Origin of the sequence: Gordonia gummivorans (genome assembly GCF_022513585.1) — a bacterium.
In the GTDB taxonomy this organism is placed as follows: domain Bacteria; phylum Actinomycetota; class Actinomycetes; order Mycobacteriales; family Mycobacteriaceae; genus Gordonia.
Genome location: NZ_JAKWBF010000006.1, coordinates 124,630 through 146,932 on the forward strand (window position 1 = coordinate 124,630; position 22,303 = coordinate 146,932).

Here is a 22,303-nt window from a genome sequence, read left to right on the forward strand (position 1 = left end):
GGGTCGGTTGTCGGGTTGTGTGATCTCGACACGGTGCCTCGCTTCGCTCGGTACCGGCTCGATCAGCGTGGGCGGCTCGGTACCGGCTCGATCAACGGGCCGGGCCGTGCAAGGGGAGTCGGGGGTCGATCTCCCGGTGTTCCCAGCTGCCGCGCAGCCAGGTGTGGGCCGGGTCGTCGCAGATGCGCCAGGCGCGTTCGTCGCCCGGTCCGGCCATCACGTTCAGGTAGTACATGTGGTAGCCGGGGGCGGCGATGGACGGTCCGTGGTAGCCATGCGGGACCAGCACCACGTCGCCGCTGCGGACCTCCTCGAGGACCTCGATCGGACGCTCGGGGGTGCCGTACACGCGGTGATAGCCGAAACCGGCTGTGCCGTCGGGTCCTTCAGAGATCTCAAAGTAGTAGATCTCCTCGAGCTGCGACTCCACGTCGGAGTTCTCGTCGTGTTTGTGTGCCGGGTAGCTCGACCAGTTGCCGCCGGGGGTGATGACCTCGCAGGCGATGATCGAGTCGGCCTCGAAGGCGTCGGCAGTTCCGAAGTTGTGGACCTGGCGACTGCAGTTGCCTGCCCCGCGCAGTTCGACGGGGACGTCAGCGGCGGGAACATATCGGAACGGCAACGACTTCGACGCACGGGCACCGCAGAGAGCGAATCGTCCACCAGCACTGCTGGTGAGGGTGAACTCCGAATCGCGACCGACGTAGGCGAAGTCGCTCGGGCGGTCGAAAACGCTTGCGCGACCGGTCAGCTCGAACGTCGTGTCGCCGGATGCGACACTGGCGGAGCCACTCAGCGGCACGACGATGATCTCGTCGGGTCCGGTTGTCCGGGTGAGGGATTCGCCCGCACCGAGTTCGGCGACGAACAGCGATGATTCGCTCCATCCGGCGGATTCGGGTGTCACGTCGACGGTCAGCGGCGCGGTCGCCGAGCCCGCCGGGATGTACCACTTGCTGTTCATGGCCCTCTCTCAGCTCACCAGGTTCACGGCGGTGTCGACCGCGGTCGACACGTCGTCGTCGGACGGGTACAGGAGTGTGCGGCCGACGATGAGACCGCGCACCGACGGAATGGACAGGGCGCGTTCCCAACTCGCGAAGGTCTCGTCGGGCGCGGTTTGCGGGTCGCCGCCGAGCAGCAGGGTCGGCATGGTGGTGGCGTCCATGACGCGCTCCATCTCGTCGACCACCGGAAGCTTGAGCCAGGTGTAGGCGGAGGTGGAGCCGAGTCCCTGCACGATGTGCATCGACTTGATCACGGCGTCGGCCGAGAGGTCGTTGCGGACCTTGCCGTCGAGCCGGCTGGACATGAACGGCTCGAGCATGGCGATCGATCCGCCCGCGGCGAGTTCGTCGACCGCAGCGGCACACGCGGTCATCATGTTCAGGGTGCCCGGATCGTCGAGGTCGACGCGACACAGCATCTTGGCGCCGTTGAGACCGGCGTCGATGGTCCAGCGTGCGGTCGCGGCGGTCATGCGGTCGTCGAGTTCGAAGGACGCGCCGGCCAGGCCACCGCGATTCATCGACGAGAAGACCACCTTGTTCTCCAGGGCGCCCAGCAGCAGCAGGTCGTCGAGGATATCGGAGGTGGCGAGCACGCCGTCGACGCCGGGGTTGGCCAGCGCGGTGCGCAGTCGATCGAGGAGGTCGGTGCGGCTGTTCATCGCGGTCGGCCGGTTGCCGACGGCGAGCGCGCCGCGGGCGGGGTGGTCGGCGGCGACGATCATGAGCCGCTCGTCGCCGATCACGGTCGGGCGCGGCCGGCGTCGGGCCCAGGCCTGGCCGATCGCGGCCGGATTCTGCGTGCGGACCGCGGTGACCTCGGCGTATGTGGAGCACATGGGGGTTGTCATTGGAGGGCTGGTGATGGTGATGTCAGACATGGGCGCTCTCTTGGGTGCGGGAGGTGGGCTCGGCTGAATCGGCCAGATCGGCGACTTCGACGGCGGTGGGCATCGCGGTGGAGCATTCGAGGCGGCCGGCGACGATCGCACCGGCGGCGTTGGCGTGACGGAGGATCTTCTCCAGCGGCCAGCCCGCGAGCAGTCCGTGGCAGAGACTTCCGCCGAAGCTGTCGCCTGCGCCGAGGCCGTTGACGACGTCGACCGGGATCGGCGGAACCTCGACCGACTCGTGACGGGTCTTGCCGAGAACTCCCTTCGGGCCCTGCTTGACGATGGCCAGCTCGACGCCGAGGTCGAGCAGGGCGTCGGCCGCGCGCTGCGGATCGGTCTCGCCGACCGCGACCTCGCACTCCTCGCGATTGCCGACGGCAACGGTGACGTGCTGCAGTGCGCGTCGAACCTGGGTGGTCGTCTCTGCGGGCGACTGCCAGAACATCGGGCGATAGTCGAGGTCGAGGACGGTCAGTGACTGGCGCCCGCGGGCTTCCCAGGCGGCGAAATGCGCTGCGCGGGAGGGTTCTTCGGAGAGGCCGGTCACCGTCGACCAGTAGAGGCGGGCGTCGTGCACCGCGGCGGTGTCGATCTCGTCGGCGCGGACCTGCAGGTCGGGGGCCGTCGGCTTGCGGTAGAAGTACAGCGGGAAGTCGTCGGGCGGGAAGATCTCGCAGAAGGTGACGGGTGTGGCGTACTCGTCGTCGACCCGCACGTACCGGTTGTCGACGCCGAGCCGGGCCAGTTCGGCGCGCACGAAGCGACCGAACGCGTCGTCACCCGCGCCGGAGATCAGCGCGCTGCGACGTCCGAGCCGGGCTGCGGCGACGGCGACGTTCGCCGCGCTGCCGCCGAGGAACTTGCCGAAGCTCTCGACTTCTTCGAGGCCGACGCCGACCTGGTGCGGGTAGATGTCGACGCCACTCCGGCCGATGGCCAGCACGTCGAAGATCGGGGTGGGGGCTGGTTGCTGGGTGGTGGAACCGCTCATGGCATCTACTGTGCGTCACACCACACCGCAAAGTCAAGACTTTGTTAGGACATTATTACCTGGCATGATGGACGTGTCTCCGGTCACACGACCACGAACCCATAGGGAGAGGAGCGACGCGCATGTCCATCGACACCGCCGTCGACATCGCAACGCCGACATCGGACACACACCTGACCATCCCCGTCGCCATCGTCGGTTTCGGCTGGATGGGCCGCGTGCACGCGCAGGCCTATGCACGCGTACGACACCACTATCCGACGCTGCGGCCGCTGCCGAAACTGTCCGTCATCGCCGACGAACTCGGTGATCGTGCTCAAGCCGCCGCCGAGCAGTTCGACGTCGCATCGGTCGTCACCGACTGGCGAGACGTGATCGCCGACAACACCATTCGGGCCGTCAGCGTGACCGCACCGAACTTCCTGCATCGCGAGATCGGCGTCGCTGTTGCGAATGCGGGTAAGCATCTGTGGATCGAGAAGCCGGTCGGGCTGTCGGCGGCGGATGCCCGCGCAGTGGCTGACGCTGCGTCGGACGCCGGTGTGGTGACGGCTGTCGGCTTCAACTACCGCAACGTGCCGGCGGTCGAAGCTGCGCGCGAGATGATCGCGGCCGGGGAGATCGGCGAGATCACCCACGCCCGATTCCGCCTGTTCAGCGACTACGCCGCCCACCCGGACGGTGCGCTGACCTGGCGCTATTCGCGTGACCGCGGCGGCAACGGGGTGCTCGGCGATCTCGCGTCGCACGGCGCCGATCTCGTCTGGTACCTGCTCGGCGACATCGACTCGCTGATCGCGGACACCGCCACGTTCATCACGGAACGGTCGAAGCCGACGGGCGCGACCGCAGGCCACCAGCTCGCGGTCGGCGGTGAGCGCGGACCGGTCGAGAACGAGGATTACGTGAGCGCGCAGCTGCGCTTGGCGTCGGGCGCACGGTGTGTGCTCGAGGCCAGCCGGGTGTCGGTGGGCGAACAGAACTCCTACGGCTTCGAGATCCACGGGACCAAGGGAATCGTGCGCTGGGATTACCGCCGCATGGGCGAACTCGAGGTCGGCACCGGGGGCGCCTACCAGGACCAATCGGTCGCCACCCGCTACGTCGGGCCTGGTGCCGGCGACTACGCCGCCTTCCAGCCGGGGGCCGCAAATCCCATGGGCTACGACGACCTCAAGGTCATCGAGGCTGCCCGCTTCTGCGCGTCGATCGCGGGGCCGGAGCGCCTCGGGGCGAACATTCTTGACGCCGTTCGCAGCGCCGAAGTGCTCGACGCGATGTCGGAGTCGGTGCGCTCGGGAACGTGGGTGTCGCCGGTGCGCGTCTGATCCTTGGTGACCGTGCGTCCCAAATCGCTGACCGCGCGTCGTGGACCGTTGACTGTGCGTCTCGAAGGGTGCCCTTCCGCCGGCTGAGGCGCGAGCCTGCGAGCCTCGAAGCCCCTGGCGAGACGACAACGTTGGCTCGCGAGGTTTCGATACGCGCCGGGCTCGCAGGCTCGCGCGACGCTACTCAACCAGCAGGTGGTATCCGCAGTTCAGGGATGTGGCCAACAGATCGGGACGCACGGTCAACGGCTTGGGACGCACGGTCAACGAGGAGGTGGCATGGACAGAACGGCCGAACGCACGACGTTTCCGCGTGCGCTGGCGCTGCTCGGGGCGTCGGCGATGTTCATGGAGATCCTCGATGCGACGATCGTCGTCACCGCACTCCCGGCGATTGCGTCGGACTTCGGGGTGTCGGCGCTCGACGCGACCGGGGTGGTCACGTCGTACCTGATGACGCTGGCCGTGGTGATCCCGGTCAGCGGGTGGGCGGCGCAGCGGTGGGGTGTGCGGCCGGTGTTCCTCACCGCGATGGCCGTGTTCACGCTCGCCTCGCTGGGCTGTGCGCTGGCCGGGGGCCTGGGCTGGCTGATCGCTGCGCGGGTGATCCAGGCCGCGGGTGGGGCGATGATGGTGCCGGTCGGTCGGCTGGCGGTGCTGCGGTCCGTCGACCGATCGGACCTGGTCCGTGCGATCGCCTATCTCACCTGGCCGGCGCTGGTTGCGCCCGTCGTCGCACCGGTGCTGGGCGGGCTCATCGTCACCCATTGGAGCTGGCGCGTCATCTTCTACATCAATGTGCCGCTCGGGGTCGTCGGGCTGGTTGCCGCGGCCATCATCTGCCGACCGGACAAGACTTCCGTTCAGCCACTTCGGCTCGACGTGCCCGGTCTCGTGGGCTCGGCGATCGCCATCGCGGCGATCATGGTGGTCGCGCACGAACTGACCGGGTCGCCGCCGCGGTGGGTCGTGGTGGGAGTCGGGGCCGCGATCGCGATACTCGCCGGCGCATGGACCATTCGCCACCTGCGTCGCGCCACCGATCCGTTGCTCGATCTCTCTGCACTGCAGCATCATTCGTTCGCGTCGGTGATGTCCTACGGGTCTCTCTACCGCGCCGTCATCACCGCCGTGCCCTTCCTGGTGCCGATCATGTTCCAGGTGCGATTCGGCTGGTCGCCGACCGCCGCGGGGGCGATGGTTACGGCACTGTTCGTCGGAAATCTCGCGATCAAACCGTTCACCACGACGCTGATGCGCGTCCTCGGCATCAAACGCGTCCTCGTGTACGACACCGCAATCTCGGTCGCCGGATTCGTCGCGCTGGCCTTCGTCGGTCCAGCGATCGCGACCGGGATCATCGCGGCACTGCTGGTGGTCTCCGGCGCGCTGCGTTCCATCGGCTTCTCCGCGTACAACACCCTCGCGTTCACCGACGTCGGACCCGACGAACTGCCACACGCCAACGCGCTTCATGCTGCGGCTCAGGAACTGTCGGCAGCGCTCGGAGTCGCGGCTGCGGCGGTTGCCGTGGCGGTGGGCGCCTCCCTGGGGGCCGATGCGCTGCCGGCAGGTCCGTACGGATTCGCGTTCCTGCTGCTCGCGGTGCTCACGATCGTGATGGTCGTGGGTGCGCTGAGGCTCCCCAGGGACGCCGGTGACGTGTCGGTTGGGCGACACTGACCAACCAATTCATCTGAATGTCTGGACAAAGTCTTGACACGCACCGTGTGACGGGTATTACATCTTCTCAGTGGGAGTGACACCCTCGACACTCCTCGTACGGATCGAAGGGATCGACAACGATGTTCTCCACAGAGCGCCCACGGCGCCGTCGCACCGGCCGGTCGGTCGGCCTGGTCGCGATTCTCGCCTCGGCCGTGGTGGCCGCGGCCGCGTGTTCTTCCACCGGCGGCAAGCCCGACGACTCCGCGAACGGCGCCGGCGTCGGCAACGCCGGTACCGAAGAGCTGACCATTGCGATGATCACGCACGAGGTTCCCGGCGACTCGTTCTGGGACCTCATCCGCAAGGGCGCGGAGATGGCCGCCAAGAAGGACAACGTCAAGCTCCAGTACTCCTCGGACCCAGAGGCACCCAACCAGGCCAACCTCGTCCAGACGGCCATCGACAGCAAGGTCGACGGTATCGCGGTGACACTGGCCAAGCCCGACGCCATGGCCCCGGCGGTGCGCAACGCCATCGCCGCCGGAATCCCGGTGGTGGCCTTCAACTCCGGCTTCAACGACTGGCAGCAACTGGGCGTGCAGCAGTACTTCGGCCAGGACGAGACGATCGCGGGCCGCGCCGTCGGTGAGCGTCTCACCAAGGAGGGCCGCAAGAATGTGCTCTGCGTGATCCAGGAGCAGGGCCAGGTCGCTCTCGAATCCCGTTGCGCCGGCGTCAAACAGGGCTTCACCGGCGGTTCGTTCCAGATCTTGTATGTCAACAGCAAGGACATGCCGTCGGTCGAGGCGACCATGACCGCCAAGCTGCAACAGGATTCGGCCATCGACACCGTGGTCACCCTCGGTGCCCCGATCGCGCAGACGGCGGTCCAGTCCAAGGGCAATGCAGGTTCTGACGCCGAGGTCGTCACCTTCGACACCAACGCGGCCCTCGTGCCGCTGATCGAAGGCGGTCAGGTCAAGTGGGCCGTCGATCAGCAGCCGTATCTGCAGGGCTACTTGGCGATCGACTCGCTGTGGCTCTACCTCACCAACGGAAACACCATCGGCGGCGGTCAGGCAGTCCTCACCGGACCGGCATTCATCGACTCCACCAACATCGGCAAGGTCGCTGACTATGCGAAGGCAGGCACACGATGAGTACCCAAGCAGATCTTGATCTGAGTACGCACAAACCGGTCACCGACGAACGGGTCAAGCGGCAGAAGCCGGTTCAGCGCCTGCTCGTGCGGCCGGAGGTCGGCGCCCTGTTCGGCGCGATCGCCATCTTCATCTTCTTCTGCATCGTGGCGCCCACCTTCCGGACGCCCGAGGCACTCGCGACCATCCTCTACGCGAGTTCGACGATCGGCATCATGGCCTGCGGCGTCGCGGTGCTGATGATCGGCGGCGAGTTCGACCTGTCGACCGGTGTCGCAGTGACTTTCGCATCGTTGGCGGCGTCGATGCTCGCCTACAATCTGCACCTCAACGTGTGGATGGGTGCGTTGCTCGCGCTGGGATGCTCGCTCGCCGTGGGCTTCTTCAACGGCTATCTGGTGATGAAGACGAAGATACCGTCGTTCCTCATCACGTTGTCCACGTTCCTGATGCTGACCGGTATCAACCTCGCGGTCACCAAGATGGTCACCGGTCAGGTTGCGACACCGTCGATCTCGGACATGCAGGGCTACGACTCGGCGCAGAAGGTCTTCGCGTCGTCCTTCGAACTGTTCGGTGTCTCGGTGCGGATCACCGTGGTGTGGTGGATCGTCTTCACCCTTGTCGCCACCTGGGTGCTGATGCGGACTCGCGTCGGCAACTGGATCTTCGCGGTCGGCGGTAACCAGGATTCGGCTCGGGCCGTGGGTGTTCCGGTCACCGCGGTCAAGATCGGCATGTTCATGTTCGTCGGCTTCTGCGCCTGGTTCGTCGGCATGCACCTGCTGTTCGCCTTCGACACCGTGCAGTCCGGCCAGGGCGTCGGCAACGAGTTCTTCTACATCATCGCGGCTGTCGTCGGCGGCTGTCTGCTCACCGGCGGCTACGGCACGGCCGTGGGTGCCGCCATCGGTGCCTTCATCTACGGCATGGTCAATCAGGGCATCGTCTACGCCGGCTGGAACCCCGACTGGTTCAAGTTCTTCATGGGTGTGATGCTGCTGTTCGCGGTCATCGCCAACAACACCTTCCGTAACTACGCCGCAAAGAGGTGACCGGACAATGAGTTCAGCAGTGGAAACCCGACCCGAATCCGAATCCAGCGACGGCAAGGTGCCGTTGATCGAACTGCGCAACGTCGGCAAGTCCTACGGCGCGATCATCGCGCTCAAGGACATCAGCCTGCGTGTCAACGCCGGTGAGGTCACCTGCGTCCTCGGCGACAACGGCGCCGGCAAGTCGACGCTCATCAAGATCATGGCCGGCCTGCACCAGCAGACCGACGGTGAACTCCTCGTCGACGGTGAGGAGACGCGGTTCGACTCGCCCAAGCACGCCCTGAACAGTGGAATCGCCACCGTGTACCAGGATCTCGCCGTCGTCGGCCTGATGCCGGTGTGGCGCAACTTCTTTCTCGGCCAGGAGATCCGCAAGGGTCCGTTCCGGATGCTCGACATCCAGGCCATGCGCGCCACCACCAAGGAAGAGCTGTTCAAGATGGGCATCGACCTGCCCGACGTCGACGCCCCGATCGGCTCCCTGTCGGGCGGCCAGCGTCAGTGTGTGGCGATCTCGCGCGCCATCTATTTCGGTGCGCGCGTGCTGATCCTCGACGAGCCCACCGCCGCTCTCGGCGTCAAGCAGTCGGGCACCGTGCTGCGCTACATCTCGGCCGCCCGTGACCAGGGCTTCGGCGTCGTGTTCATCACGCACAACCCGCATCACGCGCACATGGTCGGCGATCACTTCGTGTTGCTCAACCGTGGTCGCCAGAAGCTGGACTGCACCTACGACGAGATCACTCTCGAGGAGCTCACCCAGCAGATGGCCGGCGGCGACGAACTCGACACTCTCAGCCACGAATTGCGGCGCACCGAGTGACGAACGTCGGCGTGGTCCTCAGCGCGCGAAGCCCGTTCGAATGGGACCTCGTCGACGACCTGTACGAGGCCGCGGACGGTGCCGGCTACCGGCTCGTCCTCGGTCTCTACGGACCACGCCGCAGCCGGCATCGGGTGACGGCCGAACTCGCCGAAAGCTGTTCGGCCGTCATCGTTGTCGGGCCTGATCGGGCCGACCGGCTCGACGCGGTGTCGGGTCCGTTGGTGATCATCGGGGAACGCATCCCCGACCTCGACGCGGTGACCGTCGGCACCGACGAGTGGCTCGGCGGCGAACTGGCCACCCAGCACCTCATCGACCTCGGGCACACCACCATCGCGCATCTAGATGGCGGCGAGAACTCCGGTGCAGCCGAACGACTTCGCGGCTACCACGACGCGATGGCCGCCGCCGGATTACGCGAGCATGTCCGCGTCTTCGACGGCGACTACAGCGAACGCTCGGGGGCTCGTGTGGCCGACGAGATCATCGACGGCGACGACGCGCCGACGGCGGTGTTCGCCGCCAACGACCGGTCCGCCATCGGCCTGGTCACCGAGCTCCGACGCCGCGGAGTGCGTGTGCCCGAGGATATCTCGGTCGTCGGATACGACGACAGCGAACCCGCCGCGCTCGCGCACATCGCGCTCACCTCGGTCCGTCAGGACACTGCGGGGTTGGCCTCCGCGGCGATGTCGGCGGTGGGCTCGTTGGTGGGGGACAGCGACGAGGCGGCCGACACCGGCGGATGCGGCTACTACGGGGCGGTCGCGCTGGACCCGGTGCTGACGGTGCGGTCGTCGACCGCTGGTGCGCGGACTCGTGTCAGATCAGTATGAAGTTGTGCCCGGAATCCGGGCACAACTTCATACTGATCAAGCCGCGTCTCGTTTGATCGCATTGTTGACCTGCTCTGCGACGTGAGCAGCGCGATCGACGACGTCTCCGTAGGTGTAATTGAACATGGTCCATCCCGCGTCGGTGAGCGCGTTGCGTTTGGTGCGGTCTCGCTGGAAGGACGTGTCATCGCTGTGGAAGGCGAGACCGTCGATCTCGACACCTACCTTGAGCTCGGGGAAAGCAAAGTCGACCACGTACCCACCGACAGGCAAGTTCGCAACCCAGCCAACAATCCCGGCTGCATTGAACAGCTTGACCGTGAGGCGCTCCGCTTCAGACCGTGCGCCGTCCCCCAAGAGACGCAGGTAGGTTGCGACGCGTGTCGCGCCGTGCCGCCTCGGATAGCGAGCGTGCGCGGCCTCGAGATCCTCCACCGACACTCGCCCGGACAGCAATGCTCGGTCGATGACCGCGATCCCCAGCTCGATGGAGGCGTCGAGCACCGTGAGTGCGGCCGACGTGGTCCGCAATCCGTCGTGGACGACAACATCCTGGTCGAGCAAGACGCAGTATTGGATTACAGCAGTGGCAGACGATCGGGCGTGTGCCCCGCGAGTCTTGGTGAACACGAGGTGCTTGCGGGGTTCCTTGTCGTGGAACCCAAGCCACCACGCAGCGGCAACCCGCCGAGTGCCGCTTGGGTGTGGACCGACAGCACAGCGATGCGCGCTTGCGCTCGAGCCGACCGCAAGTGTCCGGCAACGATGTACACGCCTCGAGCGACAACTTTCCAGGCACCCGAGCGCACTTTGCGAGAGATGGTCGAGGCACTTACACCACACTCGCGAGCTTCCTGTGTCGTGAAGACACCGTCGCGTCGTGCGGACAATTCGTTGATGTCCATGAAAGTCTGACGCAGCCGGCGCCGAACCGGTTCCGTCGATGGTTCGAATTGATCAGTATGATGTTGTGCCCGGATTCCGGGCACAACTTCATACGGAACGTGGGGTGGTCGCGGACATCGTTGTCTCACCTGGCCCTTCGAGGCTCGCTTCGCTCGCACCTCAGGGAGCGGAAGGGGTTCTCCGCGGATTCAGGCTCGGGGAGCGGATGGTGCCCTCAGCGGGGGTCGAGTCCCGCGGCACGGTAGGCGGCGTCGATGTAACGCATGTTCTCGATGGCGTCGTCGATGCCGATGGGTAGGGGTGTGCCGTCACGCACGGCCGACGCGAACGCTTCGAGCTGGTAGGTGTAGGTCGAGCGGGTGCCGACGTTCTCGATGACGGTGCGTTCGGTGGTGGTGACGGCCAGGCGGTCGTCGCGGTTGGGGCCGAGGAAGTCGTGCAGGAGTAGTGCACCCTCGGCGCCGATGATGTGGCAGGCGAACTCGTACTCGCCTGACACCATCGAGTTCGTGTTGAATCCCGATGCGCCGCTCGGATATTGGACGTTTATCGAGCACGCTTCATCGATCTGGTCGTCCCGCAGCAGGGCGCGTGCGCCGGTGATGTTCGGCGAACCACCGCAGTAGCGGCCGAGTTGCCGGAACAGGTGCAGGCCGTAGCAGCCGAGGTCCATGATGGCGCCGCCGGCGAGGTCGTAGCGCCAGCGCGGGTCGTCGGGTCCGGGTTCGGGCATCCCCATGGTGATCTCGACGTGGCGGATTTCGCCGATCGTGCCGGCGTCGAGGAGTTCGAAGGTGCGGTGCATCATCGGGTGGAACAGGTAGTGGAAGGCCTCCATCACCACAGTGCCCGGTTGCTGCGCCATATCGCGTACCGCGGCCGCCTCGATCGCGTTGCGGGCGAATGGCTTCTCGGTGAGCACCGACTTTCCGGCCTCGATCGCCGCCCGATTCCACGGCGCGTGCAGCGAGTTCGCGAGCGGGTTGTAGATCATCTCGATCTCGGGATCGTCGATGAGGCTTTGGTAGTCGTCGTGGACCCGCTCGACGTCGTACTTGTCGGCGAAGGCCTGCGCCCGGTCACGATCGCGCGCGGCGACCGCGACCAGACGATGACCCAGCGTGTGTGCCGGACCGATGATGGCGGACTCGGCGATGCGCGACGCGCCCAGCACGCCGATGCGTAGCGGGTTCATACGCGCACCGGACGCTGCGTGGCCTTACGCAGAAAAGCCAGGGACACAGCGACATCGCCGGCTGCGGCGTCACCGTCGTTCTCGGAGGTCAGGATGGTGTCCTGCTCGAGGACGTACCAACCGCGGTAGCCGGAGTCGACGAGGGTCGCGACGACCTGTCCGATCTGGGCCTCACCGGCGCCGAGCGGCACGTACATGCCCTGCCCGACGGCCTCGGTGTAGGTGAGTTCGCCGTTCTGGACACGCTTGGCCAGGTCGACGCGCACGTCCTTGAGGTGGGCGTGCCGGATGCGATCCGGTACTGTGCGAGCCACTTCCAGCGGATCGGTGCCGCCGATGAGGAGGTGTCCGGTGTCGAGGCAGAGTCCGATCTTCGATCCGTCGATGACCCGGAAGACCTCGTCGTGCTGCTCGATCATGGTTCCCACGTGCGGATGCAGGGCGGCGACGACGCCACGCTCGGCGGCCATGTCGTCGATGCGATCGAGGTTGCGCAGCAACGTGTCCCACTGTTCCTCGGTGAGGTCGGGGCGCGAGTCGTATCCGTCGACGCCCGTGGCGGCGGCGACCACGAGGACGTCTCCGCCGCTGGTGACGATGCGGTCGAGTGCCGGCGCGACGTCGTCGAGCGGGTCGGCTGCGGCGTCGTGCAGCACGACGGGCACAAACGAGCCGACACATCCGAGGCCGTACGCGGCCAGCGCATCTCGCAGTTCGACGGGATCGGTGGGCAGAAAGCCCTCGGGCCCGGTCTCGGCGGAGGTCATGCCGAGCTCGTGCATCTCACCGAAGACGCGCTCTGGCGGCAGTTGGTGGCCCCAGCCGGGGACTTCGCAGACACCCCAGGAGATGGGGGCGCCGGCCACACGGAGCTGGGTAGCGGTCACAGCGGAGTTGGTCATGGGAGTGTCCTTGTGAGTCGAGGGTCGACCTCGGCGGTTTCTACGGGTCGGCGTTCGGTGAGGGAAAGTGTTGCGGCGTCGGCGATCACGGCGACCGCGAGGGCGTCATCGACGCTGCAGAGCCGGACTGGGCCGGGTGTGTCGTCGGTGACGGCGTGGCAGAACGCGGTCAGTTCACGCCGGTAGGCTTCGGCGAATCGGTCCATGAAGAAGCCGTGCGGGGTGCCGGACGGGAACGTGACCGCAGGGTCGGTGGTGCGCATCGGAGTGCCGTCATCCCAGCCGGCGGCAACGGAATCCTCGCTGCCGTGGACTTCGAGACGGCAATCGTAGCCGCGACCGTTGTACCGGCTCGCGGACACGATCCCCATGGTTCCCGACGCGAAAGTCAGTACCGCCGTGGCCGAGTCGACGTCGTCGTACTCGCTGAAGGCGGGGTCGCCCTGGTTGGTGCCGGTGGCGAACACTGTCTCGACTTCGTCGTCCAACACCCAACGGAGAGTGTCGAAGTCGTGGACCGCACAGTCGCGGAAGATGCCGCCCGAGCCGGCGATATACGCCATGGGTGGCGGTGCGGGGTCGAGGGTCGTCGAGCGGGCCGTCGTGATGAAGCCGAGTTCGCCCGATGCGACGGCGGCACGCGCGGCGCTGAAGGCCGGGTCGAAACGCCGGTTGTAGCCGATGGCGACCAGCACCTCGGAGCCTGCGATGCGTCGGGCGACGTCGGCCGACTCCTCCGCAGACATGGCGATCGGCTTCTCGCAGAAGACGGGAGTATTTGCGGCGACTGCCTTTTCGATGAACGGCGCGTGAGTGGGTGTGGCGGTCGCGACGATCACAGCGTCGACGTCGGCGTCGAGCACCGCGTCGATGTCGGCGACGGCACGTGCCGTCGGGAAAGCGGCGGCCGCTGCGTCGACCGCGGCCGGTACGGCGTCGGTGATCACCAGTTCGTCGACCTCGGGGAGGCCGGCGAGGGTGCCGGTGTGGAAGGCGCCGATCCGGCCGAGGCCGACAACGCCGATGCGCAATCCCATCAGTCCACCGCTCCCATCACGATCTGATCCCAGTCGATCACCGAACCGGTGACCACGCCGCTGTGGTCCGACAACAGCAGCACCACGAAGTCGGCGATCTCGTCAGGCTGGCCGAGCTTGCCCATCGGCACCGACGCGTTCGCCTTCTCGACCCACGTGTCGTCACCGCCGTGGAAACGCTTCTGGATGTCGGCCTCGCCCTCGGTTTCGGTCCAGCCGATGTTGAGTCCGTTGATCCGGACGCGGTCCCAGCGGTGGGCGTGGGCGGCGTTCTTCGTCAAACCCACCAACCCCGCCTTCGACGCGGAATACGGTGCGAGGAAAGGCTGTCCGCCGTACGACGACATCGTGATGATGTTCACGATGGAGCCCGACGCGCCGCGGTCGACCATGTCGCGCACAGCCGCCTGCATGGTGAAGAACGGCGCGCGCATGTTGAGTGCGACGTGATGATCGAAGAGCTCGGGCGTGGTGTCGAGCAGGCTGCCGCGACTGGTGGCGCCGGCGGCATTGCACAGGCAGTCGATGCGACCGAACTCGGCGATGGTCGCCGCCACCGAGTCCGACGCCGCGGCCGGATCGGTCAGGTCGGTCTGCGTGAACCGGACGGGCGTTTCGCCGTCGAGTTCGGCGACCAGCGCCTTGCCCTTCTCCGCATTGCGGCCGGTGAACATCACCGACGCCCCAGCCGCTGCGCCTGCCCGCACGATCGCGGCGCCGACGCCCTGCGTGCCGCCACTGACCAGCAGGACCTTGCCGGCCAGAGCGTTCGTCGTCGAAAAGGTCATCAGTGCGCTCCGTTCGGGTCGTGACGGGTGTCGAGTGCGGTGAGTTCGGCGTCGAATCGTTCGGCGGTGACATCGCCTGCGAGGCAACGTGCGACGAGTTCGGCCTGCGTCTCGCCGGCGAGTCCGGTGATCGGGGCGTCGATGTCGAGGTTGGTCGGGAATGCGTAACCCTCTGCCGCCGAGGCGATCACGTTGGCAACGGCGCGGTGGTCACCGGTCGCCGACAACTTACGCAGAGCGGGGTAGAGAGCCCGCAGCATCGCCGAGCGGTCGACGGCGTCCATCGCCCGCCCGAAGGCCGACGAGATCTGCAGCAGGTTCGCCATCCGCCTGATGTCACTGGACACATTGTGGCCGGCGCCATGGAAGAGGGCGGGATTGAAGAACACCGCGTCGCCCGCCGACAGCGGCAGCTGCACGTAGTTGCGGGCGAAATGCTCACGGAAATCGGGCAGATTGAACGCCAGGTAGCCGGGCTCGTAGGTCTGCGAATACGGCAGGTACATGGTCGGGCCGGACTCGATGGGCATGTCGACGTGCGCGACCGCACCCTGCAGCGTGAGCGCGGGAGAGAGCCGGTGGATGTGGGCGCGGAATCGGGCGGCGGTGTCGGTCGACATGAAGCCCAGGTGGTAGTCACGGTGCGGATTCTGTGCGGCACCACCGGGATTGACGACGTTGACCTGTGACGTGACCTGATACATCGGGCCCAGCCACGCCTCGCTGATCAGCGCGAGGACGTCGTTGGCGTAGTAGCGGCTGTAGAGCTCAGGTGCGCGTTGCGCGAACTTCTGCAGCGCGTTCCAGATGCGATCGTTGGCGCCCGGCTTGGCGAAATGGTCGCCGCCCGCCATCCCGGCGGCGTGCTGGTCGGCGATGATCTCGCTGAAGACACCGGTGGTTTCGCGCAGTGCGTGAGCGTCGCCGAACGCTCCGGCGAAGACGACGATGCCGGGTCCGGCGAGGAGTGCGCGGGCGAGTTCGTCGGAGATCTGCGCGCGGGTGCGATCGTCGGTCCCGGTGACCGCCGCGGCGTCGTAGAAGAGGACGCCGCGCTCGGTGCTCGCCGCGAATGGGTAGTCGGCGAGGTCGGTGGTGCGGTCGGTGAGCGCGATGAAGTCGTCGATCCGGCATTCCTCGGCGGTGATGCGATCGGCGCGGGCGGGGGTGATCTGCTGGGTGCTCATCAGTCTGGTCTTCCTCTCGGCACTGAAGGTGTCGAGATCAGGATCACAATATCCTATTGTCTGGACAAGAAGGAATATCCATCAAGAATCCCTCAGGAGTGCGGCATGCCACATCGGTATCCGGTGCGCGAGATCGCGCGGCAGGCGGGCGTCAGCGATGCGACGGTCGATCGCGTCCTGCACGGCCGGCCAGGCGTGCGCGAGGTGACGGTGCGGCAGGTCGAGCAGGCCATTGCCGACCTCGATCGGCAACGCACCCAGCTGCGGCTCTCGGGCCGACAGTTCCTCATCGACCTCGTGATGGACACGCCACGCCAGTTCTCGCGGCTGGTCACCGACGCCCTCGAGGCCGAACTGCCCGCACTGCGCCCGGCGGTCATGCGTGCGCGCTATCACGTGCGCGAGCGGTGGGAGGTGGCGTCGATGGTCGACGAACTCGACGCCATCGGACGGCGCGGCAGCCATGCGGTGGTCCTCAAAGCGCCGGACGTACCCGAGATCGAGGACGCGATCCGACGCCTGACTGCGCAGCGGATCCCGGTGATCACGCTGGTCACCGACGTCGTGCGCAGTACTCGCATTGCCTACGTGGGCATGGACAATCGGGCGGTCGGAGCCACGGCGGCCTACCTGATGTCGCGCTGGCTGCGGCACGTGGCGGGCGATGTCCTGGTGATCACCAGCGGTGCGACCTTTGAGGGCGAGGGGCTGCGCGAGCAGGGCTTCCGTGAGGCGCTGCGGGTTCACGACCCGGGTCGCACGGTGGTCGCGGTGTCCAACTCCGACGGTCTCGACGCGACGTGCCGACGCCTCGTCGACACCGCGCTCGACAAGCATCCGGGCATCGTGGCGGTCTATTCGATCGGTGGTGGAAATCGTGGCATCGTCGACGCGTTTGCGGCGTCGGATCGCGCGTGCGAGGTGTTTCTGGGGCACGACCTCAGCGACATGAACCGCACATTGCTCGCCAGTGGTCATCTGAGTGCGATCCTGCATCACGACCTGCGATCGGACATGCGGGCGATGGCCCAGGTGGTGATGAGTCATCACGGCGCCATCCCGGAGTTTCGGCCGCGGCGATCGGCGATCGCGGTGATCACGCCACACAACATCCCGGAGTACTGACACAAACATAGTTTGTTATGACATAATGACAGGCATGTCCGAGACGACGCAGTTGGCCGTGGAGCTCGACCGGTCGACTCCGGTGCCGCTGTATCACCAGCTCGCGCAGGCTTTCGAGTCTGCCATCGTCAGCGGTGACCTGCGCCCCGGTGACCGGCTGGAGAACGAACTCGATCTCGCCAAACGGCTCAAGCTGTCCCGCCCGACCATTCGTCAGGCCATACAAGAACTCGTCGACAAGGGCGTCGTCGTACGCAAGCGGGGGGTCGGGACCCAGGTGGTGCAGAGTCCCGTGCACCGTTCGGTGGAACTGACGAGCCTGTTCGACGACCTGAGCACCGCCGGTATGCATCCGGCCACGCAGTTGCTCGAATACCGGATCGGCATCCCGGACGAGGAATTGCGCCAGGATCTGGCGCTGCCGGTCGATGGCGAAGCGGTCACCATCAAACGTCTCCGCAGTGCAGGCGGAGAACCGCTGGCCGTGATGACCAACCACCTGCCCGCCGACATCTGTCCGCCCGCAGGGGAACTCGAAGACGGTGGTCTCTACAAGGGACTCCGCGCCCGGGGTGTACACATTCGACTTGCTCGCCAGCGGATCGGCGCCAAGGCCGCCGACGCCGACGAGGCCGCACTGCTCGGCGAAGAGGTCGGCGCACCGCTGCTGACCATGCAACGCACGGCGTTCGACGACGCCGGACGCGTCGTCGAGGTCGGGCGCCACGCCTACCGCGCCGACCGGTACTTCTTCGAAACGACCGTCGTCGACCGCTGATGGCCCCATCCGCTCCCTGAGGTGTGAGGAGCGCAAGCGACGAGCCTCGAAGGGCTGGTGAGACGACAATGTCCTCTCACCAGGGGCGAGGTTCGCAGGCTCGCACCTCGGCCGGCGGGAGGGGCGTCGGGGGTGGGCGCGCCCAGTCGGACGGGAGGGGACGCGCAGGTGGCGAAGAGACAAAGAGCCGTACCGGTTAGGCTGAGGTCCGTTTGGTGCAGGACGGTTGGGGGTGACCTTGCTGAACATTGGTGCGGATTTCGCCGGTTACCGCGTGCTCGACATTCTGGGCAGCGGGGGCATGGGCGCCGTCTACCTGGTCGAGAACGCGCAGCTTCATCGGTGTGAGGCACTGAAGGTGATCTCGGTCGGGGGTTCGAACAGCGCCGAGTTCGAGCGCCGATTCGTGAACGAGGCGCGAGCCGCCGCGGGTCTGGACCACCCGGGCATCGTCACCGTCCACCACTACGGTGTCGCCGAGGGCACTCCGTTCTTCACCATGGCCTTCCTGGCTGGGCAGGACCTTTCCGCTGCTGTGCTGAATGCACACGACATCGGCGCGGTCGTTGCGTCGGTTGCCGATGCGCTGGACTACGCCCATGGTCGCGGCGTCATTCACCGCGACATCAAGCCTGCCAATGTGATCGTGCGACGTGACGACAGTGGTCGCATCAGCCGGGTGGTCGTGGTGGACTTCGGGATCGCGCGACTCGTCGATGTGCCGGGAGCGACGACGTCGGGCGCGTTCATCGGAACGCTCGCCTATGCGGCACCCGAGGTGCTCGACGGCGGCGAGGCCAGCCCGCGTTCGGATCAGTACTCGCTGGCCTGCACGACGTATGAACTGCTGTGCGGACGGGCACCCTTCTCCGAACCGACGCCAGCGGCGTTGATGCTTGCCCACATCACGAAACCTGCGCCGAAGGCGAGTGCGGTTCTCGGAACCGGATACGTGGGAGTCGACGCCGTCCTCGAACGGGCGCTCGCGAAAGACCCGGCCCATCGATTCTCCACCGTCACCGACTTCGCGCGTGCGCTGACCCGGGCGCTCGAGGCGAGTTCGGCACAGTCCGCGGAAACGCTTCCGGGAGAAGTGATCACACACGCCGCGCAGCTGACCGATACGCCGGCCCCGAGATCGACAGCGAAGATCGTCGTCGGCATCGTCACGGGTGTCGCGATCGTCGCGGTCCTCGGGGTCGTCGCGGCCACCCTGTGGTGGAGGTCTGACTCGGAGTCGGCGCACGCGGCATCGGCAGCTGCACCGGACACCACGTCGGCGACGACATCGGTGGCCGCACGCGCGAACGGGCACTGTTCCCCGGAGACGACGACGATGACCCTGGTCGCCAGCAAGCCGGCGTTCCGGGTGGGTGATCGCATGATGTTCGCCTGGCGGATCCGCAACGACGCCGACACCCCGTGCCCGCTCGACATCGGTGTCTCGGCGACCGAGATCGTCGTGACGTCGGCCGCCGGAGAGCGGCAGTGGGGAAGCCGGGATTGCAGTCCGGAGAAGGGCACTCGGGTCGTGGTGATCGCACCACACCAGTACGCGCCCGCCGTCGGATACAAGTGGTCGCTCAAGACGAGCGAGTTGACCTGCACACAGCCACGGCAAGATCTGGTTCCCGGAACCTATCGCGCGGTCGCGAGCGTGGACGGGATCGACGCGGAGCCGGTGACGTTCACGATTCGCTAGGAGATTCGACGCCGGTGGTGACGGCAACGAGCAACTGCCGCACCGCCATTGCACGTCGGTGTGAGTGGCCTTCGAGCAGATCGAGCGCACACTCCGGGTCAGCGGGTGGGCCGAGATGGGTGCAGCCGCGCGGACAGTCCTCGATGGCGTCGCGGAGATCGTCGAAGGCGTCGACGATGTCGTCGGGGGTGACGTGCGCGAGTCCGAACGACCGGATACCTGGGGTGTCGACGACCCAGGTGCGGGGCAACTCGTCACCAGGCAATGCGAGAGCGACCGACTGGGTCGACGTGTGCCGTCCCTTGCCGACACCCGACACCACGCCCGTTGCTCTATCTGCCTCGGGCACAAGACGGTTAACCAATGTCGACTTGCCGACACCCGAGTGTCCGATGAGCGCGGTGAGGTGGCCGTCCAAGATGGTGAGGATGTCGTCGAGCGGGTCGTCTCGGCCGGCCCGGACAATCGGCAGGTCGAGGTCGGCGAAGGCGGCGGTGAACTCGGTGGGGTCGGCGAGGTCGGATTTGGTCAGGCACAAGATGGGCGCGAGACCGCCGACATAGGCTGCGGCGAGCGCTCTTTCGACGAATCCGGTGCGAGGTGGGGGATCGGCCATGGCGGTGACGATGAGGAGTTGGTCGGCGTTGGCGACGACGATCCGCTCGTACGGGTCGGAGTCGTCGGCGGTGCGTCGCAAGATGGTGGAGCGTTCGGCGACACGGACGATCCGGGCAAGGGTGTCGGGCTTTCCGGACAGATCGCCCACCACAGAAACGTTGTCGCCCACCACGATCGGTGTGCGGCCGAGTTCGCGGGCGCGCATGGTCACGAGGTGACGGTCGGGGTCGCCGCCCAGGACACATCCCCATCTGCCACGATCCACCGACACCACCATCGCGTCGGCTGCGTCGTCGTGCGTGGGACGTTGCTTGGTGCGCGGCCGACTGCCCTTACCGGGACGAACCCGGACGTCGGACTCGTCGTAGCTGGCCGCGCGGCGGGTCAAGGGCGGACCGTCGCGTTGCGCTTGCCAGCCGTTTCCGCTCCCTGAGGAGCGAGCTTGCGAGCCGTTTCCGCTCCCTGAGGAGCGAGCTTGCGAGCCTCGAAGGGCTGGCGAGGAAGTGTTGCGAGGCCTTCGAGGCTCGTCGGTTTCGAGACGCGCCGGACTCGCTGCGCTCGCTCGTCGCTCCTCAACCCGGCGGCTAGCGCTCCTCGCACCTCAGGCAGCGGGGGGCGGGTCACGGGTGCCCGATCATCTGCTGCCACATGCCGGGGAAGTCGGGGAGGGTTTTGGTGGTGGTTTCGATGTCGTCGACGGTGACGCCCTGGGTGACGAGGCCGATGATCGCGCCCGCGGTGGCCATCCGGTGGTCGGCGTAGGACTCCCAGGTTCCGCCGTGCAGAGTGGTCCCGGTGATCTGGAGGCCGTCGTCGGTCTCGGTGCAGATGCCGCCGAGCCGCGTGATCTCGGTGGTCAGTGCGGCCAGCCGGTCGGTTTCGTGTCCGCGCAGGTGGGCGATCCCGGTCAGCTCGGAGTCGCCGTCGGCCACCGCACAGAGCGCCGCGATCGTCGGGGTGAGCTCGCCGATGTCCCGCAGATCCAGCGATACGGCCGAAAGTCGTTGCGGGCCCTGCACGGACAGTGTGCCGTCGATCAGTTCGACGGTGCAGCCCATCGCGGCGAGGATGTCGGCGATGCGAGCGCCGGGCTGGGTGGTGACCGCGGGCCAGTACGGTACGCGCACGGTGCCGCCGGTGACCGCGGCCGCGGCGAGGAAAGCGGCCGCGTTGGAGAGGTCGGGCTCGACCGTCCAGTCGACGGCGGCGATCCTCCCCGGCGCCACCCGCCATGTGTTCGGCTCACTGGTGTCCACGGTGACACCCGCGGTGGCGAGCATGTCGACGGTCATGTCGATGTGCGGTGTGCTCGGTACAGGCGCGCCGACGTGGCGGATCATCAGGCCGTCGTCGAACCGGGCCCCGGACAGCAGCAGACCGGACACGAACTGCGACGATCCGGATGCGTCGATGGTGACCTCGCCGCCCCGCACTGTTCCCGCACCGTCGACGGTGAACGGCAAGGCGTCGCCCTCGACGCCCACGCCGAGTCCGCGCAGTGCGTCGAGGATGGTGGTCTGCGGTCGGGTGCGGGCCTGCTCGTCGCCGTCGAAGGTGACCGGTCCGTCTGCGAGAGCGGCCACCGGCGGCAGGAATCGCATCACCGTGCCGGCGAGTCCGCAGTAGATGTCGGCGGCATGCAGCGGTGCCGGTTCGATCGACACCGTCGTCTCCTGCGCCGGGTCGACGCGCACGCCCACTCCCAGCGCCGTGAGCGCGCCGAGCATCAAGTTCGTGTCGCGACTACGCAGCGTTCCGCGAATGGTCGACGGTCCGTCGGCGAGAGCGGCAAGGACGAGCGCACGGTTGGTGATGGACTTCGAGCCGGGCAGTTCGACCGTCGCGTCGAGCCGGGTCGGCGCCACCGGTGCGATCCAAGTGCTCATGGCGACAAGTCTGTCATGTGTCTATCACCGGGTGTCGCGGCGCAGCGGGTGGTCGTCGGGCACCTCGACGACGATCAACAGCCTGCCGTCCGGGTCCTCGATGTGCATCTCGATCAGTCCCCACGGCTCGGTCACCGGTTCGCGGGAGATGGCGACCCCGTTGGCTCGCAGTTCACGTTCGCATGCCTGCGCGTCGCGGACCTGCAGCCAGAGCACGGCGTCGGTTGCCGGGCCGACATCGTCGGACATGTGCCCGGGTACCTCGATCAGCCCGTTCCCGGCATGGAAGACCATGCCTCCGGGGTAGACACGGGCAACGGCGAGCCGCAGTTGGTTGCGATAGAAGTGCTGAAGTCGCTCGGGGTCACCGGAGCGCAGAAGCACACGGCTGGACAGAACCTCCACGACGGTT

General features: G+C 66.9%; 22 protein-coding genes. 9 read left to right on the plus strand and 13 right to left on the minus strand.

Going from position 1 to position 22,303, the window contains the following annotated elements; genetic code table 11:
• Positions 1-91: 91 nt before the first annotated feature.
• Genes iolB through iolC form a run of 3 tightly spaced genes read right to left on the minus strand, consistent with a single transcriptional unit; the run spans position 92 to position 2,891 of the window.
• The gene (iolB, locus tag MKW15_RS06645; protein ID WP_240856803.1) at positions 92-964 is read right to left on the minus strand and encodes a 5-deoxy-glucuronate isomerase; all 873 of its coding nucleotides are present in this window, start codon (positions 962-964) and stop codon (positions 92-94) included.
• Positions 965-973: 9 nt separating this feature from the next.
• Positions 974-1,888 carry a Cgl0159 family (beta/alpha)8-fold protein gene (locus MKW15_RS06650; RefSeq protein WP_240856804.1) on the minus strand — a complete coding sequence of 305 codons (915 nt, stop codon included), beginning with the start codon at positions 1,886-1,888 and terminating at the stop codon, positions 974-976.
• The gene (iolC, locus tag MKW15_RS06655) at positions 1,881-2,891 is read right to left on the minus strand and encodes a 5-dehydro-2-deoxygluconokinase (protein ID WP_240856805.1); all 1,011 of its coding nucleotides are present in this window, start codon (positions 2,889-2,891) and stop codon (positions 1,881-1,883) included. Before iolC ends, MKW15_RS06650 begins: the two co-directional genes overlap by 8 nt.
• Before the next feature lie 122 nt (positions 2,892-3,013).
• On the opposite strand from iolC, the gene MKW15_RS06660 reads away from it, so the two are divergent.
• From MKW15_RS06660 to MKW15_RS06685, 6 genes are all read left to right on the plus strand, one after another.
• Entirely contained in the window at positions 3,014-4,219 is a 1,206-nt protein-coding gene (locus MKW15_RS06660) for a Gfo/Idh/MocA family protein (protein WP_240856806.1), read from the plus strand.
• A 279-nt stretch (positions 4,220-4,498) separates the two neighbouring features.
• The gene (locus MKW15_RS06665) at positions 4,499-5,902 is read left to right on the plus strand and encodes an MFS transporter (protein ID WP_240856807.1); all 1,404 of its coding nucleotides are present in this window, start codon (positions 4,499-4,501) and stop codon (positions 5,900-5,902) included.
• A gap of 122 nt (positions 5,903-6,024) precedes the next feature.
• A complete protein-coding gene (locus MKW15_RS06670; protein ID WP_240856808.1) occupies positions 6,025-7,047 on the plus strand; it encodes a substrate-binding domain-containing protein in 1,023 nt (340 codons plus the stop codon).
• The gene (locus MKW15_RS06675) at positions 7,044-8,102 is read left to right on the plus strand and encodes an ABC transporter permease (RefSeq protein WP_240856809.1); all 1,059 of its coding nucleotides are present in this window, start codon (positions 7,044-7,046) and stop codon (positions 8,100-8,102) included. The genes MKW15_RS06670 and MKW15_RS06675 overlap by 4 nt, the downstream gene beginning before the upstream one ends.
• A 7-nt stretch (positions 8,103-8,109) precedes the next feature.
• Complete coding sequence (locus MKW15_RS06680) at positions 8,110-8,928, plus strand: ATP-binding cassette domain-containing protein (protein WP_240856810.1); 819 nt, start codon at positions 8,110-8,112, stop codon at positions 8,926-8,928.
• Entirely contained in the window at positions 8,925-9,767 is an 843-nt protein-coding gene (locus MKW15_RS06685; protein ID WP_240856811.1) for a LacI family DNA-binding transcriptional regulator, read from the plus strand. Before MKW15_RS06680 ends, MKW15_RS06685 begins: the two co-directional genes overlap by 4 nt.
• A 36-nt stretch (positions 9,768-9,803) precedes the next feature.
• Here the strand turns inward: MKW15_RS06685 and MKW15_RS06690 are convergent, their stop codons facing one another.
• The 7 genes from MKW15_RS06690 to MKW15_RS06720 form a co-directional block, all read right to left on the minus strand.
• Positions 9,804-10,331: an endonuclease domain-containing protein gene (locus tag MKW15_RS06690; RefSeq protein ID WP_240856812.1), complete on the minus strand. Its 528-nt coding sequence runs from the start codon at positions 10,329-10,331 to the stop codon at positions 9,804-9,806.
• A 14-nt stretch (positions 10,332-10,345) separates the two neighbouring features.
• On the minus strand, positions 10,346-10,672 hold the full coding sequence (locus tag MKW15_RS06695; protein ID WP_240856813.1) for a type IV toxin-antitoxin system AbiEi family antitoxin domain-containing protein: 327 nt from the start codon (positions 10,670-10,672) through the stop codon (positions 10,346-10,348).
• 215 nt (positions 10,673-10,887) lie between these two features.
• Positions 10,888-11,868: a Gfo/Idh/MocA family protein gene (locus MKW15_RS06700; protein WP_240856814.1), complete on the minus strand. Its 981-nt coding sequence runs from the start codon at positions 11,866-11,868 to the stop codon at positions 10,888-10,890.
• The gene (locus tag MKW15_RS06705) at positions 11,865-12,770 is read right to left on the minus strand and encodes a sugar phosphate isomerase/epimerase family protein (protein WP_240856815.1); all 906 of its coding nucleotides are present in this window, start codon (positions 12,768-12,770) and stop codon (positions 11,865-11,867) included. Before MKW15_RS06705 ends, MKW15_RS06700 begins: the two co-directional genes overlap by 4 nt.
• Positions 12,767-13,807 carry a Gfo/Idh/MocA family protein gene (locus tag MKW15_RS06710; RefSeq protein ID WP_240856816.1) on the minus strand — a complete coding sequence of 347 codons (1,041 nt, stop codon included), beginning with the start codon at positions 13,805-13,807 and terminating at the stop codon, positions 12,767-12,769. The genes MKW15_RS06705 and MKW15_RS06710 overlap by 4 nt, the downstream gene beginning before the upstream one ends.
• On the minus strand, positions 13,807-14,595 hold the full coding sequence (locus MKW15_RS06715) for an SDR family oxidoreductase (RefSeq protein ID WP_240856817.1): 789 nt from the start codon (positions 14,593-14,595) through the stop codon (positions 13,807-13,809). The genes MKW15_RS06710 and MKW15_RS06715 overlap by 1 nt, the downstream gene beginning before the upstream one ends.
• Positions 14,595-15,782, minus strand: coding sequence for a phytanoyl-CoA dioxygenase family protein (locus MKW15_RS06720; protein WP_240856818.1), 1,188 nt, complete (start codon positions 15,780-15,782; stop codon positions 14,595-14,597). The genes MKW15_RS06715 and MKW15_RS06720 overlap by 1 nt, the downstream gene beginning before the upstream one ends.
• A 105-nt stretch (positions 15,783-15,887) precedes the next feature.
• On the opposite strand from MKW15_RS06720, the gene MKW15_RS06725 reads away from it, so the two are divergent.
• From MKW15_RS06725 to MKW15_RS06735, 3 genes are all read left to right on the plus strand, one after another.
• Positions 15,888-16,907, plus strand: coding sequence for a LacI family DNA-binding transcriptional regulator (locus MKW15_RS06725; protein ID WP_240856819.1), 1,020 nt, complete (start codon positions 15,888-15,890; stop codon positions 16,905-16,907).
• A gap of 34 nt (positions 16,908-16,941) precedes the next feature.
• On the plus strand, positions 16,942-17,685 hold the full coding sequence (locus MKW15_RS06730; RefSeq protein ID WP_240856820.1) for a GntR family transcriptional regulator: 744 nt from the start codon (positions 16,942-16,944) through the stop codon (positions 17,683-17,685).
• Between the two features lie 232 nt (positions 17,686-17,917).
• Positions 17,918-19,387 (plus strand): serine/threonine-protein kinase, encoded by a 1,470-nt coding sequence (locus tag MKW15_RS06735; protein ID WP_240856821.1) that lies wholly within the window; start codon positions 17,918-17,920, stop codon positions 19,385-19,387.
• On the opposite strand, the gene rsgA is transcribed toward MKW15_RS06735, so the two are convergent.
• The 3 genes from rsgA to MKW15_RS06750 all read right to left on the minus strand — a co-directional run bounded on the left by rsgA (position 19,374) and on the right by MKW15_RS06750 (position 22,296).
• Positions 19,374-20,393: a ribosome small subunit-dependent GTPase A gene (gene rsgA / locus MKW15_RS06740; RefSeq protein WP_240856822.1), complete on the minus strand. Its 1,020-nt coding sequence runs from the start codon at positions 20,391-20,393 to the stop codon at positions 19,374-19,376. The two genes, MKW15_RS06735 and rsgA, sit on opposite strands and share 14 nt — an antisense overlap.
• A 232-nt stretch (positions 20,394-20,625) precedes the next feature.
• The gene (gene aroA, locus MKW15_RS06745) at positions 20,626-21,891 is read right to left on the minus strand and encodes a 3-phosphoshikimate 1-carboxyvinyltransferase (RefSeq protein WP_240856823.1); all 1,266 of its coding nucleotides are present in this window, start codon (positions 21,889-21,891) and stop codon (positions 20,626-20,628) included.
• A gap of 24 nt (positions 21,892-21,915) precedes the next feature.
• A complete protein-coding gene (locus tag MKW15_RS06750; protein WP_240856824.1) occupies positions 21,916-22,296 on the minus strand; it encodes a VOC family protein in 381 nt (126 codons plus the stop codon).
• Positions 22,297-22,303 lie beyond the last annotated feature (7 nt).

Bases quoted from the DNA above. Each gene is read 5' to 3' on its own strand.
- iolC (WP_240856805.1), bottom strand. From the start codon at position 2,891: ATGAGCGGTTCCACCACCCAGCAACCAGCCCCCACCCCGATCTTCGAC.
- MKW15_RS06720 (WP_240856818.1), bottom strand. From the start codon at position 15,782: ATGAGCACCCAGCAGATCACCCCCGCCCGCGCCGATCGCATCACCGCC.
- MKW15_RS06675 (WP_240856809.1), top strand. From the start codon at position 7,044: ATGAGTACCCAAGCAGATCTTGATCTGAGTACGCACAAACCGGTCACC.
- MKW15_RS06715 (WP_240856817.1), bottom strand. From the start codon at position 14,595: ATGACCTTTTCGACGACGAACGCTCTGGCCGGCAAGGTCCTGCTGGTC.
- MKW15_RS06730 (WP_240856820.1), top strand. From the start codon at position 16,942: ATGTCCGAGACGACGCAGTTGGCCGTGGAGCTCGACCGGTCGACTCCG.
- MKW15_RS06695 (WP_240856813.1), bottom strand. From the start codon at position 10,672: ATGGACATCAACGAATTGTCCGCACGACGCGACGGTGTCTTCACGACA.
- aroA (WP_240856823.1), bottom strand. From the start codon at position 21,891: ATGAGCACTTGGATCGCACCGGTGGCGCCGACCCGGCTCGACGCGACG.
- MKW15_RS06680 (WP_240856810.1), top strand. From the start codon at position 8,110: ATGAGTTCAGCAGTGGAAACCCGACCCGAATCCGAATCCAGCGACGGC.
- MKW15_RS06710 (WP_240856816.1), bottom strand. From the start codon at position 13,807: ATGGGATTGCGCATCGGCGTTGTCGGCCTCGGCCGGATCGGCGCCTTC.
- MKW15_RS06670 (WP_240856808.1), top strand. From the start codon at position 6,025: ATGTTCTCCACAGAGCGCCCACGGCGCCGTCGCACCGGCCGGTCGGTC.
- MKW15_RS06660 (WP_240856806.1), top strand. From the start codon at position 3,014: ATGTCCATCGACACCGCCGTCGACATCGCAACGCCGACATCGGACACA.
- iolB (WP_240856803.1), bottom strand. From the start codon at position 964: ATGAACAGCAAGTGGTACATCCCGGCGGGCTCGGCGACCGCGCCGCTG.
- MKW15_RS06725 (WP_240856819.1), top strand. From the start codon at position 15,888: ATGCCACATCGGTATCCGGTGCGCGAGATCGCGCGGCAGGCGGGCGTC.
- MKW15_RS06665 (WP_240856807.1), top strand. From the start codon at position 4,499: ATGGACAGAACGGCCGAACGCACGACGTTTCCGCGTGCGCTGGCGCTG.
- MKW15_RS06650 (WP_240856804.1), bottom strand. From the start codon at position 1,888: ATGTCTGACATCACCATCACCAGCCCTCCAATGACAACCCCCATGTGC.
- MKW15_RS06700 (WP_240856814.1), bottom strand. From the start codon at position 11,868: ATGAACCCGCTACGCATCGGCGTGCTGGGCGCGTCGCGCATCGCCGAG.
- MKW15_RS06705 (WP_240856815.1), bottom strand. From the start codon at position 12,770: ATGACCAACTCCGCTGTGACCGCTACCCAGCTCCGTGTGGCCGGCGCC.